Genomic DNA, 18,495 nt, shown 5'->3' with positions numbered 1-18,495 from the left:
CCTTTTTATTTTGCGTCGTGGATGATTGTATCTAAAATTAGGCAACATAGCGATGACATCATCTTGGAAGGAAGAAGGCTATGGAGACGAAGCGCTTTTACCAGCAGCGTCTAGATGAATGGGTGGAGGAAAGCCGGAAACAAGCATACAAAGGAAGAGTAGCTGAATATATACCTGGCTTGGCAGCGGCACCTCAGCATGCGTTAGGCATTGCGCTATGGGGCACGGACGGGCAGTTTTTTCAATCCGGTGATACGGATTTGCACTTTACGATGCAAAGTATATCGAAAGTATTTTCACTGCTGCTTGCATTGATGGATAGTGGAGAGAAGTCGGTGTTTCAAAAGGTAGGCATGGAGCCTACAGGAGATGATTTTAACTCTATTTTAAAATTGGAGCTTGTGGATCCTGGCAAGCCATTTAATCCGTTCATTAATGCAGGTGCGATCGTGATCGCTTCTCTCATTCAGGGAGATGGGCCAGATGAGAAGAGTGAAAGACTGCTGCAATTTATTCGACATTTGGCTCACGATAATCGGTTGGATTATAATGAAGCTGTATATGAGTCAGAACGGGAAACGGCTCATCGAAATCGTTCCATCGCGTATTATTTAAAAGATAACGGTGTGCTCGAAGATGACGTGGAAGAGACGTTGGAAGTGTACTTCCGCCAATGCTCGATCGTTGTAAATTGCAAGCAGCTAGCACATATGGCGCTTGTGCTTGCTTCTGATGGCGTAGATCCTGTAACGAAGCAGCAAGTTATTCCGCGTCGCTACGTACAAATAGCCAAGTCATTTATGGTGACTTGCGGTATGTATAATGCATCCGGTGAATTTGCGATCGAGGTAGGACTCCCAGCGAAAAGCGGTGTGTCAGGGGGCATATTGTCAGTAGTTCCTGGAAAATGGGGGATCGGTATCATAGGGCCTGCATTGAACAGTAAAGGGAACAGTGTGGCAGGTGTACAATTGCTGCGTCATTTATCGCAAGATTGGGACTGGAGTATTTTCTAGAAATATACGAAAACGAATAACGAAATTTCATCAATATGCTACATACAAATAATAGCGGTAGAGCCAACAAAGTTGGACTACCGCTATTATGTATCCTTATTTCTTCTCACTTAGCCATGTAGCTAATTGAGCAATCTCTTCATCTTTCAATTGTCCGCCAAATGCAGGCATGCTGCCTTTACCGGCATGTATGAGCTTGTAAAGAGCCTCAGTATCCATCTTGCCGCCTACTTTATTAAGAGGTAGTCCGATTCCACCTTCCAAATTGCCACCGTGACAAGACAAGCAGCTTTGCTTGTACAATGCTTCTGCTTGCGCAGCATCTAATGTGACTGCCGGCATCTCTGGTCCTTTTGGACCGCCTTTAGCCAATGGCTCGTCTGGATTAACAACCTTCTCCATCATAATGAAGACAGCGGTTGCAACTGCCGCTAAGCAAAGATAAGCCATAATCCATTTCTTAAGATGATTAACCATGAACATTCTCCTCCTGATATGCTTGTATAGGCTTACTTCAAAAGTCTCGCAATGAATTGCTTTGTCATCTAAGGTGTATGGATTCATGCTGGATAAGTATGTAATCGAATCGCCTAATTCATGAATTAGGTATTCGTGGTACAAGATGATAAGTAGATTTATTGCTAGGGAATAGGTGTCACTTCCAATTAGAATGCTGTTGTATGGCTTGTGTACCTCATATAATAACGCGAGTAGAAGTCAATCTAGTTGTGTGGGAGAGAGGCATCTGCCGGCTTTGGTGGCTGGGTAACATTGATGTACTAGACCACTGTATCGTATACTTGCAGCATAATAGAGTCTACCGATTGTAACATGCATAGAAATGAAATTAGATTACTTCATCAATAATATGGAAAAAGTAAGTCGCCGAATCTATAGTATCACAGCTTCATGAATGGTGACAAAGATTATATTATATATTTAAAAAATTAAGGGGGAAAGGCAATGATCCGTGTTGGGCTGGCAGGCTGGGGCGATCATGATGAGTTATACCCAATAGGGATGAAAAGTACTAGTAAGTTGGGTCGGTATCATGAACATTTTGCAACGGTAGAATGCGATAGCACCTTCTATGCTGTACCTTCGCAACAAGTTGTTCACAAATGGGTAGAACAGACTCCGCCTAATTTCCACTTTATAGTGAAAGCTTACCAAGGGATGACGGGTCATCGCAAGATGGATTCTGCATTTACATCGAATATTCACATGTTTGACACATTTAAGCAAGCGATTGCCCCTATGGTAGAGACGAATAAGCTGGCTTGCGTACTATTTCAATATCCTCCATGGTTTAAATGCGAGCGTAAACATGTAGATATTTTACGGCGAACTCGTGCTTGGATGGGGGAAATACCAATAGCGTTGGAATTCCGCCATCAAAGCTGGTTTCGAGGTGATATGCGTGAGAAGACGCTTGAGTTTATGCGTGAGGAGAATTGGATTCACAGCGTATGTGACGAGCCCCAAGCAGGAGAAGGGTCCATTCCTGCAATTATAGAAGGGACTCATGCTAACATGACGATGGTTCGTATGCATGGACGTCATACGGCGGGCTGGGTAAATGAGGCTAGCAGCGATAATTGGCGAGAAGTGAGGTACTTATACAATTATAATGCGGATGAGCTGAAAGAGTGGGTAGGGCATGTTCGACAGCTAGAACAGCATTCTAAGCACGTCATTGTCATTTTTAATAACAATTCAGGTGGACATGCTGCGGGTAATGCTAAACAGTTTATGCAGCTGCTAGGGCAACAGGCAACGCCGATGGCTCCACGGCAAATATCGTTATTTGACTAGTGCTGGCAATAAAAAAGACAACCCTCTGCACGGAAGGAGTGGGGGCATCCCATGCAGAGGGTTGTTGATTAACTACATTTGCTCCGAATATTTGACGAGTTCGTCAACGAGCAAATTAGCGGATATAATGTTACCGGAAAGATTCCAGATGACTTCATCAACTTGGAATGTCTTCTTGTTCTTCGCAACTTCTAGCTGTTGGAAGAGTGGGTCTTGCATCCATTCCTGTTGTTGCTTCGTTCCAAGCTTCTCTTCTGTGTAGTCAGCGTTGAAGTAGAACATGATATCTCCGTCCATGTCAGCCATACGCTCTTTCGTTACAACTTCCATGAACTCATCTTTATCTTGTGCTGCAGGACGAGCGAAGCCTAAGTCTTTCAAAATAACACCAGAGAATGTATCGTTCATGTAGATACGAACTTTTTCAGGTACGAAGCGTACAACGGATACTTTTTTGGACAACTTGTCGCCGATTTTTGTTTTTGCTTCAGCAACTTTGTCATCGTATTTCTTCATTTCCTCTGCACCTTTATCTTTCAAGTTCAAAGCATCAGCATACAGATTGAAGTTTTGCTTCCAGTCACCTGCAAGATCCTCGGATACTACTGTTGCAGCCATACCTTGAAGTTGAGAATAAATTTTCTCATGGCGAACTTTGTTCGCAATAATTAGGTCTGGTTTCAAGCTTGCGATTAGTTCTAAGTTAGGCTCGGATTCTTCACCAAGCTCAGTAACACCTTCCAGTTGATCCTTCAGATGTGGGAACCATGTATCACCTAAACCTGATTTAACTGCACCAACAGGCTTTACGCCAAGTGCCAATACAGCTTCAGTAGCTTCATTTGTAAGAACAACAACGTTTTTCGGTGTGCCTTTGATTTCAGCTTCACCCATTGCGTGCGTAACTTTGCGAACTTCATCTGTTGTAGCTGCAGGAGCTTCTGTGCTCGTTTTAGGTGCAGCTGGAGTAGCCGTGCCACTGTCTTTTGCGCCGCAACCTGCTGCGATTAATGCAATCATGCAAGCTAGCATGATAGGCAGAAGACGAAGTTGGAACTTAGATCTTTTTGACTGATTTGAAGACATGTTAATAACCCCTCCGATTGATGTATGTAGTCCCTCTTGAATGATAATGATTATCATTATCTTCTTACTCATTATTAAGTAAGTTGGGGAAGTTTGTCAATCATTTTTTTGGAATTTTTTATAATTGCTTGCGATTTTGAAGCAGCAAATAGATAAAGAATGGAGCTCCGAGCACCGCTGTAAATACGCCTGCTGGGATTTCTGTAGGCTGAAATAACAACCGACCGATATAATCTGCACCGACTAATAACATGCCGCCAATGCTTGCTGAGAGCGGAATTAGCCAACCATGCATCGGTCCAATTAAGCTCCTTGCAATATGAGGTGCGATTAAGCCTACAAAGGCAATTGGTCCAGACATGCCGACTGCGGAACCAGCTAGTGCAACACTAATAAAGAGAATAAGCAGACGATAGCGCTCAACGGATTGACCAACGCTGCTTGCTGTTGCATCACCTAGTACTTGTGCATTCAGATGACGGGTCATAAAGAATGACAAGCTCATAAATACGACGAACCAAGGCAGCAATGTCCATACATAGTCCATCGAAAGACCATATACACTGCCTGTCATCCAAGTAATAATCTGCGTAGCTAAGAAGGATGGGCCAGCTACAAGCATATACATCGTGATCGAACCAGCAGCTGTGGAAATACCTAACCCGATTAAGATGAGTCGATAAGGTGATATTCCATCTTTCCATGCGAACAAATAAATAAGGATCGCTGTAATAAGCGCCCCTGATATAGCCACGAGCGGCAGCCAATGAATGCTCAACGATCCGCTTGTTAGGGTTATAAATGTAACAGCAGCAGCAGATCCACCGCCATTAACGCCCAACAATTCTGGAGAAGCAAGCGGGTTACGGATGACCGCTTGAAGCATAAGGCCAGCTACGCCCAAAGATGCACCTATCATGAGGGCCATTAGCAGCCGAGGAAGACGCAGGTTCATAACGACCATTTCATAGGTGGGATTATCTACCCCTAATATAAGCACTGAAAATACATCTTTCATAGGAATGTACATGCTGCCATAAGAAATGCTAGCCAATGAAAGCACAAACAAGGAGAGCATTGCGATTATCGTAATGATTAGCCCGCGAGCATGAATTTGAAATGAGAAGCGGGAAGACTTTCCACGCAATGTAATATACTTCATCGTAGTATTTTCCTCCTCGCGATTACAATCAGGAATGGTACACCAAGGAATGCAGTAATTACCCCTACAGGCACATATTCACCGCCAAGAATGAAGCGGGATACCGTATCCGCCCCTATTAATAGAATAGCGCCGGCGATTGCGCAATAGGGGAACAGCCAAACATGATCTTGTCCTACTAAAGAACGGCACATATGTGGAATCATTAATCCGATGAAAGCGATAGGGCCAGCCAAAGCGACCGAGCCGCCGGCAAGTAGAATGACCGTAAATAAGCAGCAGAACTTGACAAATAACGTGCGTTGCCCGAGTCCTTTGGCAACATCATTACCCATTGCCATAACATTAATGGCGCGAGCCATTGCAAGTGCTATAATGAGACCGATTGCAACATAAGGGGCAACCGACATCCAATGTGCCATCGTTCGTCCTGATACGGAACCTGTCAGCCAAAATAAAGCTTGATCCATCGTAAAGTTGTCATAGACCATGACTCCGGAAGTAACCGACGAAGCGAGTGCGGTTACAGCAGAGCCTGCCAGTGTAATGCGGATAGGCATATTGCCCTCCGAACCTATTGAACCGATTGCCATTATAAAGATAGCAATGACGGAAGCTCCTATGAATGATACCCATATCACTTCTTGTGTGCCCATATCGATTTGCAATACACTAATGGCTAGAACGATAAACATTGACGAACCAGAGTTGATCCCCAATAGTGAGGAGTCCGCTAATGGATTCCGTGTCATCGCTTGCAAAATAGCGCCAGCAATAGCGAATGAGGCGCCGACCGTGATCGCGATGAGCGTTGCAGGAACACGCACGGTCTGAATGAGTAAATGCTCCCTTGAGTTATCAAATGCTGTGAAGGAATTCCACAATGTTGCTAGTGTAAACCGCTCCAGCCCAAATAATAGGCTGCATAGAGATGCTGCTCCAAGCAAGGCAATACCTAGCAGGAGGACGATCCATTTGGAGCGTGTGCTTGCCAAAATACTCATATGAAATTCTCCTTTATTAAGTTAAAAAATTAGCAAAATTTATGGATAACATTCTAATTGTAAAAAGTCGGATCATTGCTGTCAATGAAATTGATTCTCAATCTTAATGAGGAGGTTGTTTATGAAAACGTATATTTACTTCGTAAGACACGGGGATTCTCCAAAGACTGAAGGCAATGAGAGAACGAGAGGGCTAACGGATAAAGGAAAGTTAGATGCTGCACGGGTAACAGAACTACTAGAAGCAGAAGGGATCGACGTGTTTGTTTCCAGTCCCTAAAGAAAATAGCTTTAGGCACGCATGGAGCTGTCATGACGCTGATGATGGGCTACTACGATGAGCAATATGATCTAAATTTTTTACTTCGACTATCCAAACCAGATGTATATCGAATGGAATTCCAGGATCAGGAGCTAGTTGCAGTCACTAGATTATGGGCTAAATAAACAGTTGACGTCAGATAAGCATCCTGATAATCTATAGAAATATATTTTAATAGTCCCTTGTATAAGTTCGCGAATAAGGCGTGGACGTTTCTACAATGCTACCGTAAAAAGCTTGGCTACAAGGAGATATCGATAAACCGTATTTATCTCGATCGTTATACGACCGTTTGGCTGTATGGCAGCGTGTATATTGTTGTATTGAATCTCTTGGTGATCAAGCTTTGACCTCATTTCCGTCGCAGGATGGGAAGGTCAGAGCTTTTTTTATGCCGTTTTTTAGAATAGCAATGGTAGTGAGGGGCATGATCGTAGAATAGCAATCATCAGGAGGCGCAGCATGAAATCATTTTTTGAGTTCGAACAACGAGGGACGACGTACCGGAAAGAGATCATGGCAGGTGTGACAACCTTTTTGGCCATGGCTTACATTTTGGTTGTCAATCCACTCATTTTAAGTGATGCGGGGATGGATAGGGATGCTGTATTTACAGCGACTGCGTTAACTGCCATTTTCGGTTCACTACTAATGGGTGTGTTGTCAAACTATCCGATCGGCGTTGCTTCCAGCATGGGGTTGAACTCGTTCTTTACGTATTCTGTCGTCATCGGCATGGGCATTCCATGGCAAACGGCATTAACAGGTGTACTCGTATCGAGTGTGCTGTTTATTATTTTAAGTGTAATCAAAATCCGCGAAAAAATTATTAACGTCATTCCTGAAGATTTGAAATATGCAATTGCGAGCGGGATAGGATTCTTTGTTGCCTTTATGGGATTGAAAAATGCGGGCATCATCGTAAGCAGTGAAGCTACTTATGTAACGCTTGGCAACTTAGGTTCTCCATCCACTTTGTTAGCCTTGTTCGGCTTTATCGTCATGGTAGTTCTGCTTGTACGCAACGTACACGGAGGCATTTTCTACGGAATGGTTATTGCTACTGTTGTTGGCATGATATTCGGTATTATTGAAATGCCAGAGCAAATCGTAGGTTCTATCCCGAGCCTGGCACCGACGTTCGGTGTGGCATTTAATCAATTGGCAGCTACATTTACACCTGAGCTGTTAGTTGTCATCTTTACGTTCTTATTTGTAGGATTCTTCGACACTGCGGGTACGTTGATTGCGATTTCGACGCAAGCTGGGTTTATGAAAAACAACCAAATCCCGAAAGCAGGTCATGCGCTTGTTGCGGATTCAACAGCTTCGTTATTCGGTGCGGTAGTAGGAACAACGACGACAGCTTCGTGCATTGAATCGTCAGCAGGAATTGCAGCTGGAGGACGTACCGGATTTACTTCGGTCGTTGTTGCAGGATTGTTCACCTTGGCGCTGTTCTTCTCGCCACTTTTGTCAGTCGTTACAACAGAAGTTACGGCACCAGCCCTTATTCTCGTAGGTGCGATGATGGCATCGCAAGCTCGCTTCATTAAATGGGAGAAGCTAGATGTTGTCATTCCTGCATTCATTACGATTGTGGCAATGCCTCTTACATTTGGAGTGGCGACGGGTATCGCACTTGGTTTCATTTTATATACGGTTATTAAAGTAGCGAAAGGCGAGTTCCGTGAGGTGCATCCGATTATGTATGTGCTGACGGTTATGTTTGTCGCCTATATTGGCTATGTGGCTTAGAAATTAAATAGAGCCTCAAAAATTTTTTGGACATGCTTAATTCGTAGTAAGCTGCTCCATTCATCGAAAATGATGAGTGGGGTGGCTTTTTTGTTGTTGTTCATGATCATCCGAGCGATTCGTGAGGATTGAAAGAGGAAGTTTCCAAGTTTATACTTAAAAAAGAATCTGGTAGAATATTCATTTATGAGGTTGTAATCGTTTGACGGAGTTTTGGTATGGAAAGGGAGAGCGTTATGAACTTATCAAGCAGTCCAGATCCTCAAGAGCGGGCTAAAGCTCTACGCATTAAAAACAATGTTAGATTGAGCATTTTTTTCTTCATTATGTTTTTTATCTTTTCCATTCTCATTATTCGACTTGCTGTCGTACAGTTTATAGAAGGTCCTGAATTAAGCAAAGCTGCTGTTCAGATCGGTACAAAGTCGCTCGACCTCGTCTCGATTCGTGGGACAATTTATGATGCTGCTGGAAAAGAGATTGCTTATTCGCTGCCAACGCAGTCTTTGTATTTTCGAATGGAGAAAGCTTATAAATCAGAGAAAGATAAAGAAGTCATGGAGCTAGCCAAAAAAATCAAGACAGCGTTCGATAAGAGCGGCATTCAGCAAAGCAAGCCGATGACGGTGGAGCAAATCATTTATGCCATGGATGTTGAGGGTAAGCGAACATTAGGTATTTACCCCAGACAATTAAAGACTAACTTGTCAAAACAAGAAACGGCTTATTTTATGGAACATAGAAATGAATTCCCGATGCTGGAAGTAGTAGAAGAAAACATAAGACAGTATGATGCTAGTCCAATCGCTCCGCAGCTTGTCGGGCATATGAAGAAATATAAAGGTATTTCTAATAATCTTGCACGCTATCCTTATTATGAAAAGCTGGCTATAGAAGAGGAAACAAAAAATAATTATTTGGCAAGTGAAGAAGTAGGGGTTGCGGGACTAGAGTATATGTATGAGTGGGCATTAAAAGGAAAGAATGGGGCACGAGAATACCCAGTCGATGCTCAAAATCGGATTATTGGTGCGGGAAAAATGACGAAGCCTGCGCGCGGACATAACATCCATATGACCATCCATCCTGAAATTCAAAAGCATACCCAGCAAGTGATGATTGATCATTTGAAAAAAATACGGAATTCGTCCAATAAATACGAGTATGCGCCTAATGCGATTACCGCTTATGCGGTAGCGATGGAAGTAGAAACGGGCAATATAGTCGCTATGGCGAACCACCCTCAATATGATCCGAATATTTATCAGGATGGGCTGAGTGAAGAAGAGTTTAAACAGCTGGGATCTAATAATTTAAATGGCACAGTACGTGAGGTTGCCCAAGACTATGGGGACAAAAAGGAGAATTGGCGTCATCCTTCCTCCCTCTTGTATTTGGGGTCGACGATGAAGCCCTTAACGATTCTTATAGGGCTTAAGGAAGGGCTTATTTACCCCAATACTACTTATCCTGATACAGGAGTAACTTATATTGGACGTCAAGGTAGGCAAACCCCGATTCATAATGCAAGCAGAAAAGCTAATGGTGTCGTAGATACGCGAGAAGCTTTAACGAAATCCTCCAATACATTCATGATTGAGAAGGTTGGAGATCCGCTGTATAAGAGATATGGCAAAGAAAAAGGTCTTAAAATATGGGATGACTATATGAAAGCATTTGGATTAGGGCAGACAACAGGGAGCGGTTTCCCTGGAGAATCGCCTGGTATCAGCGATTATATGCAGGAAGGGCAGTCAGGTCAATCATCATTGGCCTTTGCTTCCTTTGGCCAGCAGGGTAAATATACGGCATTGCAGCTCGCTCAGTATACGGCAACGTTAGCGAATCGCGGCAAGCGGGTGAAGCCGCAGTTCGTATCTCATATTACTGATGCTAATAACAAAGTAGTCAAGCGCTATGGTAGAGAAGTGCTTAGCACGATTGAATTTGACGAAGCGCATTGGGACGTTATTGAAGATGCCATGTTGGCTGTAAGCGCACAGGGCTTCCAAGATGCACCTTATACAGTAGCAAGAAAGACGGGTACGTCTGAGCAGGACGTATACGGTGGCAAGCGTGTCGAGAATGCGGTGTTTATTGCTTACGCACCTGCAGACAAGCCGAAGTTGGCCGTTGCTGTCGTCGTTCCAGAGGGTGGATATGGTAGTTACGGCGCAGCTCCGATCGCAAGAGAAATTTTTGATGCATATCATAGGGTATATGGATTGAATAAATAAATAGGATGATAGATGAATAGAAGCCACAGGAGCAGGGGAAACCTGCTCTGCTGTGGCTTGCAAAGGGTACGAGTTGTGTTGGTAAATCACTTAACGCTTATCCATTTGAGGCTATTATCTGCGCTTGCGTCTGAAGCCGCAACATGGATTAGGATTGCAACCAGTTCCAATACCGCCAACACCTGGACCAGGGCCAGGGAAGCCGCCATTTCCAGGGAAACCAGGGCCTGGAGGTAATGTTGCACCGCCTACTGTCGTTTCGTTGTACGTCCAGATGTGTTTCGGGATCGGTACAGTGTGAACCTTATTAATAATTTCTACTGGATGAATAACAGGAACGACTTGTGGCTGGTAACAGTTATTAATGTGTTTGATAGGTGGACACACGATAGGCTTTACTTGCGGGTAACAATCATGGCGAGAAGACATACCAACAACTCCTTTTCAGTGATGATACAATATATGGATGATGCTTGTGGAAGGGTTGTTCGTTTGCCCCGATAGCAGCTAAGGTTTTGAAAAATAGGGAATACACCCTTAGATAGTGAAAAAAATCACTATGTACTTGATTATCGATTACAGATTCAGTATGATGGTGAGTAATATTTTCTGGCAAAAGGTGGGATTGTTTTGTTCTCCATAAGACAAGGGTCAAACACGTTAGTCATTGTTCTTCATGAAATATACGGCCTCAATCGGCATATGGAGCATGTATGCAAACAATGGCATGATTCTGGTACAGATGTGATGTGTCTTAATCTTTTGAATCGTGAATCATTCGAAGCAGAGCAGGAACAAGAAGCTTACCAATACTTTATGCAAAACATCGGCTTTGAACGTCCAGTAGAAGAAGTGCTTAAGGTTGCTTCGAGTATGCGACATGAATACAAGCGAATCTGTTTAGTCGGATATAGTGTAGGTGCGACGATCGCATGGCGATGCAGCGCCAGAGGAAATATTGATCGTGTCATTGCGTACTATGGATCACGTATTCGAGATTACGTGGATAGTGTTCCATTATGCCCTTCTCTTCTTATATATGGGCAGCAAGAATCTTCATTTGATGTGCCTACGTTGCTAGATAAAGTGCAGCAGCATCCTACTGTGCAAGTGTATGTAGCTGAAGGCAGTCATGGATTTGCGAATCCGCATGCAGCAATGTACAATCGAAGATCGGCAGAATTAGCTTGGGAACAATCGGAACGCTTTATGAATCAAGGACAGATTGGATAGACGGGCTAGCCAAAACGATGTAAATCAGTGTATATTGTGCATGTACGCCTGTCGTAGAGGCTAGAGATTGTGGGTTCAACTGGAGGGATTCGACATGCAGCGATGGAAAAGCGATTGGACAAACGATGATTCTATATATCATTTTACAGGCTGGGATTTCAGCACATTAGCAAAATACGGGGGAATGCAGGAATTTCCGCTTCCATGGAATTATGCCCATATTGTGATGCCCCGGGTGCGGCAAGCAGACAGTTTGCTGGATATGGGGACAGGCGGTGGAGAGTTCCTTAGCAAATGCACACCGCTGCCAGCATGTACATATGCAACAGAAGGATATGCACCAAACGTTGAGGTGGCAAGAGAGTTGTTGGGGCCACTTGGGGTAAAAGTCGTTCCGTTTAGCGACGACGAGCATATTCCGCTTCCTTCTGAGCACTTTCAGATGATTATAAACCGTCATGATTCATTCAACGCTTCTGAAGTTGCACGAATGCTGAAGAAGGGCGGGACATTTGTCACACAGCAGGCTGGTGGGCATAATGATTTGGAGTTTAATGATTGGCTGGGAGCTCCGTACCCAGACTTTATCGATTGGAATTTGGACACAGCAGTGAACAACTTGAAGCGAGAAGGATTAACGATTGAAGAAGCGGTTGAAGTTGAGGTCAAAACGAGATTTTATGATATTCGAACGATTATTGCTTATCTTCAAATTGTATCAGGTTGGCAAATACCTGACTTCTCCGTCATTACGTATGAAAAAGAATTGCGTAAACTTGATGAGCGTCTAGTCATGGAACGCTATGTAGATACAACATGTCATCGATTCCTTGTTATTGCTCGCAAGCCTTAATTAGTTGTGAGTAGGCATATAAGACAAGCGCTAACGGTGAAAGTAAAAAGATCGAGTGAGGGGGCATAAAAGCCTCTTCACTCGATCTTTTTGCATTATTTGAAAGAATTAAAAGCTACTCGATAAAACCGTCTATAGTTTGAATGGAGTTTGATGCGGAAGAGAGTTATTGAATGCTGTATGGAGCTGTTAGCTCTAAGAGGGCTGAAGTTTACAACAGCTGAATTAGCAAACTCATTAGGCATAAGTAAACGAACATTGTATGAGCAGTTTGAATATTGGTCTACCCGTTGTTTTTTGTGAGGAAAGTAGCAATGTCATTGAATGGAAATAAAGCCCTGTTTCCTATATAATAGTTGTATATGGGCTTAGGGAGGAAGATTCGGTGAAGAAATGGCTGGTCATAGCTGTTATGGCTGTTGCGTTAGTAGGATGCACAAGGGACACAGAACAAGTGGAGTCGCTACCATTAACATTCAGCATTTCTGACACGACTTTAGAGACGGGAAACAATAAAGTTGGTTGGTTTTTTAATCAGCCGGTGGAGTATTTCTATAACAAAGCGATGAAGGTAGTAGCTACTCATGAACGAACGGATCATTCCGTTGTCCTACTGGACGATCATGAAATGGTGTATCACAGTCCAGATAACACGGCTAATAGAACCCTTGTACCTTCAATGATAAATTTACCAGATGTAGGGCGATGGAAGCTTGATCTTTACGTAGATGATGTATCTTATGGTCATATCATGGTTGATGTGGAGCAATATGAGGGAAGAACTCTTCCAGTTGCTCAACTTATTTGGGCAGAACAATATAAATGATGAACTTATTTGTAAAAGGGGAGTGCTGTTCTTGTTTGCGTATGCAGCAGGAGCGGCCTTTTTCCATGTCATGCTAAGAAACTTTTGTGCAAGATGTGCGTAGTGATTGACAGTGTATAGGGCATTCTTATAAGCTCTTATTCGTTGGGTATGACAATAGCTTTTGAAATTCGACAGCATCTGTATAATAATAGAGGGTAAGAAGCTAGTAACCTAGATAAACATGCACGAATAGAGACAACCTTCCCGATACGATAATGATATAGAAAGTAGAGGAGAACGATGCAGAATCAATGGATAGCCGATCGTTATGAACTAAATGGAGAAATCATGCAATCTGATGATGGGGTCTGGTATCGCGCGTTAGATACTTCACTTAACCGTGAAGTGTTTATTTTGCTTATTCGCCCAGAAGCTAGAGCTTATTCAGAGGCATTTCCGCAATTATTTAGCGAAGTAGGACATGTAAGCAATGAATCATTCCTTCAAATATTAAATGCAGGTACGAATGAAGAGCAGCGTTATGTCGTATTCCATGCTCGTAAAGGAATGCCGATGTACCAATACGCAGAGCGCCATGCAGTTAAGCTGCAAACGACGCTGCGCTGGGTGCAAACAGCTGGTGAGCTGTTGCTTCAAGGTGAGCGTTCCGGGCTGCCTTCTTTCTCTGTAAGCTTCGATAATCTTTGGATTACGGAAAACGATGAGATACTTGTTATGAATTATTGGAAAGAGGCTGTAGGCAGCCGCACTGGTACAATTGGTCTGTCTCAGCTGTTGTATCAACTTTCTACTCTTCATGCATTAGCACCACGTCAGTATGATATTTACGCGAGTCGCGTTCAATCTATATTGAAACATGATTTACCAGCTCAACGTGACGCAGTATTGGCACTTACGAAGCGTGTATATGAAAGTGATGTTCCAGTAAGAGAGTATGTACATACGCTCGAAGAGATTCGTGAGCGTCCACATTCATTTGTGAAACCAGCAGCTCCTAGTGTGGAAGTAATGGAAGAGGTTCGGGAGGAGCGTCCGGTGTATACGGAACCGACTGTAACACCTCCACCTGTACCCGTTGCGCCGCCTGCGCAGCTAAGTCGCACGAAGCCGAATGCTGAACCGAAAGTGGAGCAACAAAGCAATCATTCGGCAACTGGGCCGCGCAATAAGGTGAAAGCAGAAGATCATACTTTGTCACCTGAAGAACGATCAGAATTTGATCGTAAAGAATCTCGCAATGACCGCTTCAAGGTAGGTATTATGATAGCAGGAATTGCGTTGTTCTTTACTTTGCTTGTAGGAGCGGTCATTTGGGCGAAGTCTTTAACGAGTGACGATACGGCGGCAACTACGCCGACAACTGAACAGCAGCAAGAAGTAACAGAGACGGGTACCGAAGAATCCGCACAGCCGGACAATTCTACAAATAGCAATGAAACTAGTGATCCAACAGATACACAACAACAAGATACGAATACATCGGAGGAAAATAATACTGGAACGACTGTGCCGTCAGAGGAAACAGAAACGGTTCCCACACCTCCTACTACTCCTGAATCCAATAATCAGGAACAGCCTGTGACACCGGATGTGAATCAGAACGAGCAGCCTAGCACAGGAACGGAAACGGATAACGGTACGAATCAACCTGATCCTACAGTACCTGTAGATCCGAATAATCCTGAAGGCACCATCGTACCTCCCGCGGGTGAGAATGTTACTCCTTTGGATCCAAATCGTCCAAAGCCAGAAATACCAGCTGAAGGCACTGCACCGAATCTAATCGGATTAACACTAGAAGAGGCCGAACAGCTTACTAAAGATGCAGGTCTGAAATATTCCTTCTTAAAAGAGAATCATGAAGGCGGTGAACCAAACACCATCTTCAAGCAGGAGCCAGAAGCGGGCGCTGCAGTGAAAAAAGGGGACCGCATAACGTTCTATGTTGTCCGCAAGGCTAATTAGTCATTTATGCTGGATGGACTTAACCTTGATGCGTTTACTGTATGGCTGCAGTCACTAGGTACATGGGCGATTGCAGCCAGCTTAGTATTAAATATTGTTATCAGTGTAGCAGGGGTAATCCCGAGCATATGGTTAACAGGAGCGAATGTAATTGCTTTTGGTCCTGAACTTGGGTTTGCCGTCTCTTTGCTGGGGGAGACATTGGGCGCAGTTTCAGCACTCCTATTGTATCGTCGGGGATTATCCAATATTCCTGCGGTAAAACAGCAGCGCTGGGCGTGGCTGCAGCGGCTCCATCAATATGGGAGAGTAAAGAGGGCTTGTCTTGTACTTGTTGCTCGATTCATTCCTTTGGTACCTTCAGGTGTGGTTAATGCAATTGCAGCACTGTCAACGATGAGTATGTTAGACTTTACGTTAATGACGATAATAGGCAAAGCACCTTCGATATGGATAGAAGGCGTATTGGGCAAAGCCATGTACTCAAACAGCACGATATTTCATATCGCTTTGATTATTGTTGTTATTGTGTTGATCGTTGGATGGGTGCGACGTAAACCATCTTAGTTCGGATAGAAGAGATAGCACCGTTACGATCCAATTATTTGGATCGTAACGGTGCTATTTTAGTTTAGTAATAAAAAAGCCGACAATAACGATTGCTAGACCTGCCCATGTTTTCCATGTAGGTACTTCATGCATAAACCAGTATCCTAGAGCAACGCAGACGACAATTTCAATACCTTTTGATGCCGTTAAGACAAAGGTCAGCTGGCCGATAGCTTTATACCCAAATTTAATCCCATAACCAATCGCTAAGCTTGCCAACCAGAATAAAGGGAGGACAATAAGTTGATATTTAACAGTCGGCCATAAAGCAGGATCAATATGTTTTGTTTGATAAGCAAAAATCGCATTTACGATAAATAGTCCTGCCAGTAGGCTGCTAAGGCTGTAAATATAAAGCATGCAGACAACACTTCCTTTAATTTGCGAATTCATGGTCTGCATAGTTTCCCTAAGGAAACAAAGTGTTATGCAAGCAACTTAGCAGTGCGGCCCTAAAGGTTAGGGGATAAGGCGTGGGAATGTGAGCGTAAATGTTGTCCCTATGCTTTCTTGACTCTGAACATCAATAGTAGCTTGATGCATATCAACGAGTTTAGCTGCTATGGCTAGTCCTAAGCCGCTACCACCATATTGTCTTGAACGTGACTTCTCAACTCGATAGAAGCGCTCAAAGACGTAAGAGAGCTCGTCTGATGGAATGCCTTGTCCTGTATCGGTGATGGTTAGATGGATGTGGTCCGTTCTCGTTGTAACTCGAATGGATACATTCCCAGCCTTCGTATATCGAATCGCATTGTCTAATAAATTCAACATGATTTGTTCCAAGCGAACGGGGTCTCCCCAAATATATGGATGAGGTTCAGCAGGGAACAATTGCAATTGAAGGCCTTTTTGCTCTGCTTTATGCTGAACTTTGAAGAGGCAGCTTTGGCAGATGACATTCATGTCGACTTGTTCAGATAATATGCTGAGCTGACCTTCTTCCATTTTCGTAAGATCAAATAAATCTTGGATGATACGATTAAGTCGCTTGGCTTCATCTGCAATGATGCCGATATACTGCTGCTTTTCTTCCTCCGTCTCATACCATCCTTGTCGAATGACTTGAGCATAGCCCTCCAAATACGTTACAGGTGTCTTCAGCTCGTGAGATATGTTGGCTATGAATTCGTTGCGTGAATCACGATACCGTTTAAGCTCTTCTGCCATATGGTTGATTGCATGTGCCAAGCTGCCTACCTCATCATCAGAATGAACCTCTACACGCGTCTCTAGCTGTCCCTCAGCGATTGCGCGAGTAGCATCAGCCATTTGGCGCATCGGTTTGGAGATACGTCTAGAAAGCCAATAGATGATGCCTGCCGCCGCAGTCATAATCGCAATAACTGCGAGATATAAAATTTGCCGATGACTTTGAAGCAGTTCTTCTGTATCTGAAAGGGAGTTCAATATAACGATACTACCTCGAAGGTTGCCGTTCGTGATCATAGGCACACCAGTAAGCGTGTAGCTTGTTCCATCAAGTGTAATATTTTTTTCAAGTTGGTTTCCTGCTTGTAGTGTTCGTATGTATTCGTCCGTTAAAAAGACGGGGTTGATTTCATGATGGTGCTTTGAATTAGCTGTAACCGTTCCTCGGCTATCAAGCACGAACAAGGTGACACGAGTGAAATCTGCCATTGTTTCGAGGGCATCCATTTTTAGTGTTGTATCGTTGTTAATCATACTAACAAAGTGGAGTGCCAGCTCGTTCATTTCTTTATGTTTCTGTTGATACGTATGCGATATGACTAATCGATCCATCAGCCAAGCTGTGGGCAGGAAGAGCAGTAGAAATACAGACATAATCGATATTCCAATTTTCAAATCAATTCTATTTCTCATAAGTAGTACCTTTGGCATTGAAGCGATATCCAATCCCCCAGACCGTTTGAATCGGATTGTAGCCTAACTGGGCTTGCTCCATCTTCATTCTTACATTTTTCACATGTGTATCTACAGAACGACTATCTCCGTCATAGTCCAATCCCCATAAATGCTCGATCATCGTCTCTCGCTCATAGACTCTTTGCGGGTGAGTTGCCAGCAGATGCAGGACATCGTATTCCTTCGGTGTGAGATCCAAGTGCAGGCCATTAACAACAACTTCACGACTCTCCTCATAAATGGTAAGTTGGGGAAAATGCAAAGCTTTATGATGAACCTCCTGAGCTGATAATTGGAATTGTGAGCGTCGCAGCAGGGCAGTTATTCTTGCTATTAATTCGTCAGGCTCGAACGGCTTAGCTAAATAATCGTCAGCACCAATAGATAGCCCGTTAACAATGTCTTTCTTTTCTGAACGAGCAGTAAGCATGATGATAGGTATGCTCATTGTCTGGCGTATACGTTGAACGACTTCCCAGCCATCTATACCTGGCATCATAATATCCACGATGACGAGGTCGAATTGCTGCTCTTTGAGCATGTTCAATGCATGTTCCCCATCAGGACTTTCTTCAACGAAATAGCCATGCCGCTTAAGGTGAATGCGCAGTAAATTACGCATGTTAGCTTCATCATCTATGATGAGGACTCGATAAGTTATCGAAGAGGGGATCATATATACTTCCTCCTAATTAAGCAAATACGTGATTCTCATTCAT

The 18,495-nt window shown here is 43.5% G+C and carries 18 protein-coding genes, 1 pseudogene and 1 riboswitch; of the genes and pseudogenes, 11 read left to right on the top strand and 8 right to left on the bottom strand.

Annotated features, from left to right (window positions below; genetic code table 11):
• Positions 1-80 precede the first annotated feature (80 nt).
• Positions 81-1,016: a glutaminase A gene (gene glsA / locus FPZ44_RS13025; protein WP_144990825.1), complete on the top strand. Its 936-nt coding sequence runs from the start codon at positions 81-83 to the stop codon at positions 1,014-1,016.
• 96 nt (positions 1,017-1,112) lie between these two features.
• Here glsA and FPZ44_RS13020 read toward each other — a convergent pair whose 3' ends face one another.
• Entirely contained in the window at positions 1,113-1,493 is a 381-nt protein-coding gene (locus FPZ44_RS13020) for a c-type cytochrome (RefSeq protein WP_144990823.1), read from the bottom strand.
• A 486-nt stretch (positions 1,494-1,979) separates the two neighbouring features.
• On the opposite strand from FPZ44_RS13020, the gene FPZ44_RS13015 reads away from it, so the two are divergent.
• Positions 1,980-2,831, top strand: a complete 852-nt coding sequence (locus FPZ44_RS13015) for a DUF72 domain-containing protein (protein ID WP_144990821.1) — start codon at positions 1,980-1,982, stop codon at positions 2,829-2,831.
• 72 nt (positions 2,832-2,903) lie between these two features.
• Here the strand turns inward: FPZ44_RS13015 and FPZ44_RS13010 are convergent, their stop codons facing one another.
• From FPZ44_RS13010 to FPZ44_RS13000, 3 genes are all read right to left on the bottom strand, one after another.
• Positions 2,904-3,917 (bottom strand): ABC transporter substrate-binding protein, encoded by a 1,014-nt coding sequence (locus FPZ44_RS13010; RefSeq protein ID WP_144990819.1) that lies wholly within the window; start codon positions 3,915-3,917, stop codon positions 2,904-2,906.
• Between the two features lie 118 nt (positions 3,918-4,035).
• On the bottom strand, positions 4,036-5,079 hold the full coding sequence (locus tag FPZ44_RS13005; RefSeq protein WP_144990817.1) for a FecCD family ABC transporter permease: 1,044 nt from the start codon (positions 5,077-5,079) through the stop codon (positions 4,036-4,038).
• On the bottom strand, positions 5,076-6,083 hold the full coding sequence (locus tag FPZ44_RS13000; protein WP_144990815.1) for a FecCD family ABC transporter permease: 1,008 nt from the start codon (positions 6,081-6,083) through the stop codon (positions 5,076-5,078). The genes FPZ44_RS13005 and FPZ44_RS13000 overlap by 4 nt, the downstream gene beginning before the upstream one ends.
• Before the next feature lie 121 nt (positions 6,084-6,204).
• Between FPZ44_RS13000 and FPZ44_RS12995 the strand changes: the two are divergent.
• From FPZ44_RS12995 to FPZ44_RS12985, 3 genes and pseudogenes are all read left to right on the top strand, one after another.
• Positions 6,205-6,530: pseudogene (locus tag FPZ44_RS12995) on the top strand (histidine phosphatase family protein).
• 37 nt (positions 6,531-6,567) lie between these two features.
• Positions 6,568-6,669: riboswitch (purine riboswitch) on the top strand.
• Between the two features lie 198 nt (positions 6,670-6,867).
• A complete protein-coding gene (locus FPZ44_RS12990; protein WP_144990813.1) occupies positions 6,868-8,163 on the top strand; it encodes an NCS2 family permease in 1,296 nt (431 codons plus the stop codon).
• A 236-nt stretch (positions 8,164-8,399) separates the two neighbouring features.
• Positions 8,400-10,400 carry a peptidoglycan D,D-transpeptidase FtsI family protein gene (locus FPZ44_RS12985; protein WP_144990811.1) on the top strand — a complete coding sequence of 667 codons (2,001 nt, stop codon included), beginning with the start codon at positions 8,400-8,402 and terminating at the stop codon, positions 10,398-10,400.
• A gap of 114 nt (positions 10,401-10,514) precedes the next feature.
• On the opposite strand, the gene FPZ44_RS12980 is transcribed toward FPZ44_RS12985, so the two are convergent.
• Positions 10,515-10,829 carry a hypothetical protein gene (locus tag FPZ44_RS12980; protein WP_144990809.1) on the bottom strand — a complete coding sequence of 105 codons (315 nt, stop codon included), beginning with the start codon at positions 10,827-10,829 and terminating at the stop codon, positions 10,515-10,517.
• A 201-nt stretch (positions 10,830-11,030) separates the two neighbouring features.
• Here FPZ44_RS12980 and FPZ44_RS12975 point away from each other — a divergent pair, with 201 nt between their 5' ends.
• The 6 genes from FPZ44_RS12975 (at position 11,031) to FPZ44_RS12950 (ending at position 15,847) form a co-directional block, all read left to right on the top strand.
• Positions 11,031-11,633: a dienelactone hydrolase family protein gene (locus tag FPZ44_RS12975; protein WP_186786042.1), complete on the top strand. Its 603-nt coding sequence runs from the start codon at positions 11,031-11,033 to the stop codon at positions 11,631-11,633.
• Between the two features lie 94 nt (positions 11,634-11,727).
• Positions 11,728-12,486 carry a class I SAM-dependent methyltransferase gene (locus tag FPZ44_RS12970; RefSeq protein WP_144990805.1) on the top strand — a complete coding sequence of 253 codons (759 nt, stop codon included), beginning with the start codon at positions 11,728-11,730 and terminating at the stop codon, positions 12,484-12,486.
• A gap of 153 nt (positions 12,487-12,639) precedes the next feature.
• The gene (locus FPZ44_RS27135) at positions 12,640-12,789 is read left to right on the top strand and encodes a TetR family transcriptional regulator (RefSeq protein ID WP_186786041.1); all 150 of its coding nucleotides are present in this window, start codon (positions 12,640-12,642) and stop codon (positions 12,787-12,789) included.
• A gap of 82 nt (positions 12,790-12,871) precedes the next feature.
• Entirely contained in the window at positions 12,872-13,312 is a 441-nt protein-coding gene (locus FPZ44_RS12960) for a hypothetical protein (RefSeq protein WP_144990801.1), read from the top strand.
• Positions 13,313-13,594: 282 nt separating this feature from the next.
• Positions 13,595-15,280: a PASTA domain-containing protein gene (locus FPZ44_RS12955; protein WP_144990799.1), complete on the top strand. Its 1,686-nt coding sequence runs from the start codon at positions 13,595-13,597 to the stop codon at positions 15,278-15,280.
• Positions 15,281-15,286: 6 nt separating this feature from the next.
• Complete coding sequence (locus FPZ44_RS12950; RefSeq protein ID WP_144990797.1) at positions 15,287-15,847, top strand: TVP38/TMEM64 family protein; 561 nt, start codon at positions 15,287-15,289, stop codon at positions 15,845-15,847.
• Positions 15,848-15,901: 54 nt separating this feature from the next.
• On the opposite strand, the gene FPZ44_RS12945 is transcribed toward FPZ44_RS12950, so the two are convergent.
• From FPZ44_RS12945 to FPZ44_RS12935, 3 genes are all read right to left on the bottom strand, one after another.
• The gene (locus FPZ44_RS12945) at positions 15,902-16,282 is read right to left on the bottom strand and encodes a hypothetical protein (RefSeq protein ID WP_261378312.1); all 381 of its coding nucleotides are present in this window, start codon (positions 16,280-16,282) and stop codon (positions 15,902-15,904) included.
• A 66-nt stretch (positions 16,283-16,348) separates the two neighbouring features.
• Positions 16,349-17,752, bottom strand: a complete 1,404-nt coding sequence (locus tag FPZ44_RS12940; protein WP_144990795.1) for a sensor histidine kinase — start codon at positions 17,750-17,752, stop codon at positions 16,349-16,351.
• Positions 17,724-18,452, bottom strand: coding sequence for a response regulator transcription factor (locus FPZ44_RS12935; protein WP_144990793.1), 729 nt, complete (start codon positions 18,450-18,452; stop codon positions 17,724-17,726). Before FPZ44_RS12935 ends, FPZ44_RS12940 begins: the two co-directional genes overlap by 29 nt.
• Between the last annotated feature and the right edge of the window lie 43 nt (positions 18,453-18,495).

This window comes from Paenibacillus agilis, from assembly GCF_007786455.1.
GTDB classification, from domain to species: Bacteria; Bacillota; Bacilli; order Paenibacillales; family Paenibacillaceae; genus Paenibacillus_B; species Paenibacillus_B agilis.
The sequence above is the reverse complement of the archived record's forward strand: the minus strand, read 5'-3'. Positions and strand labels throughout refer to the sequence as shown.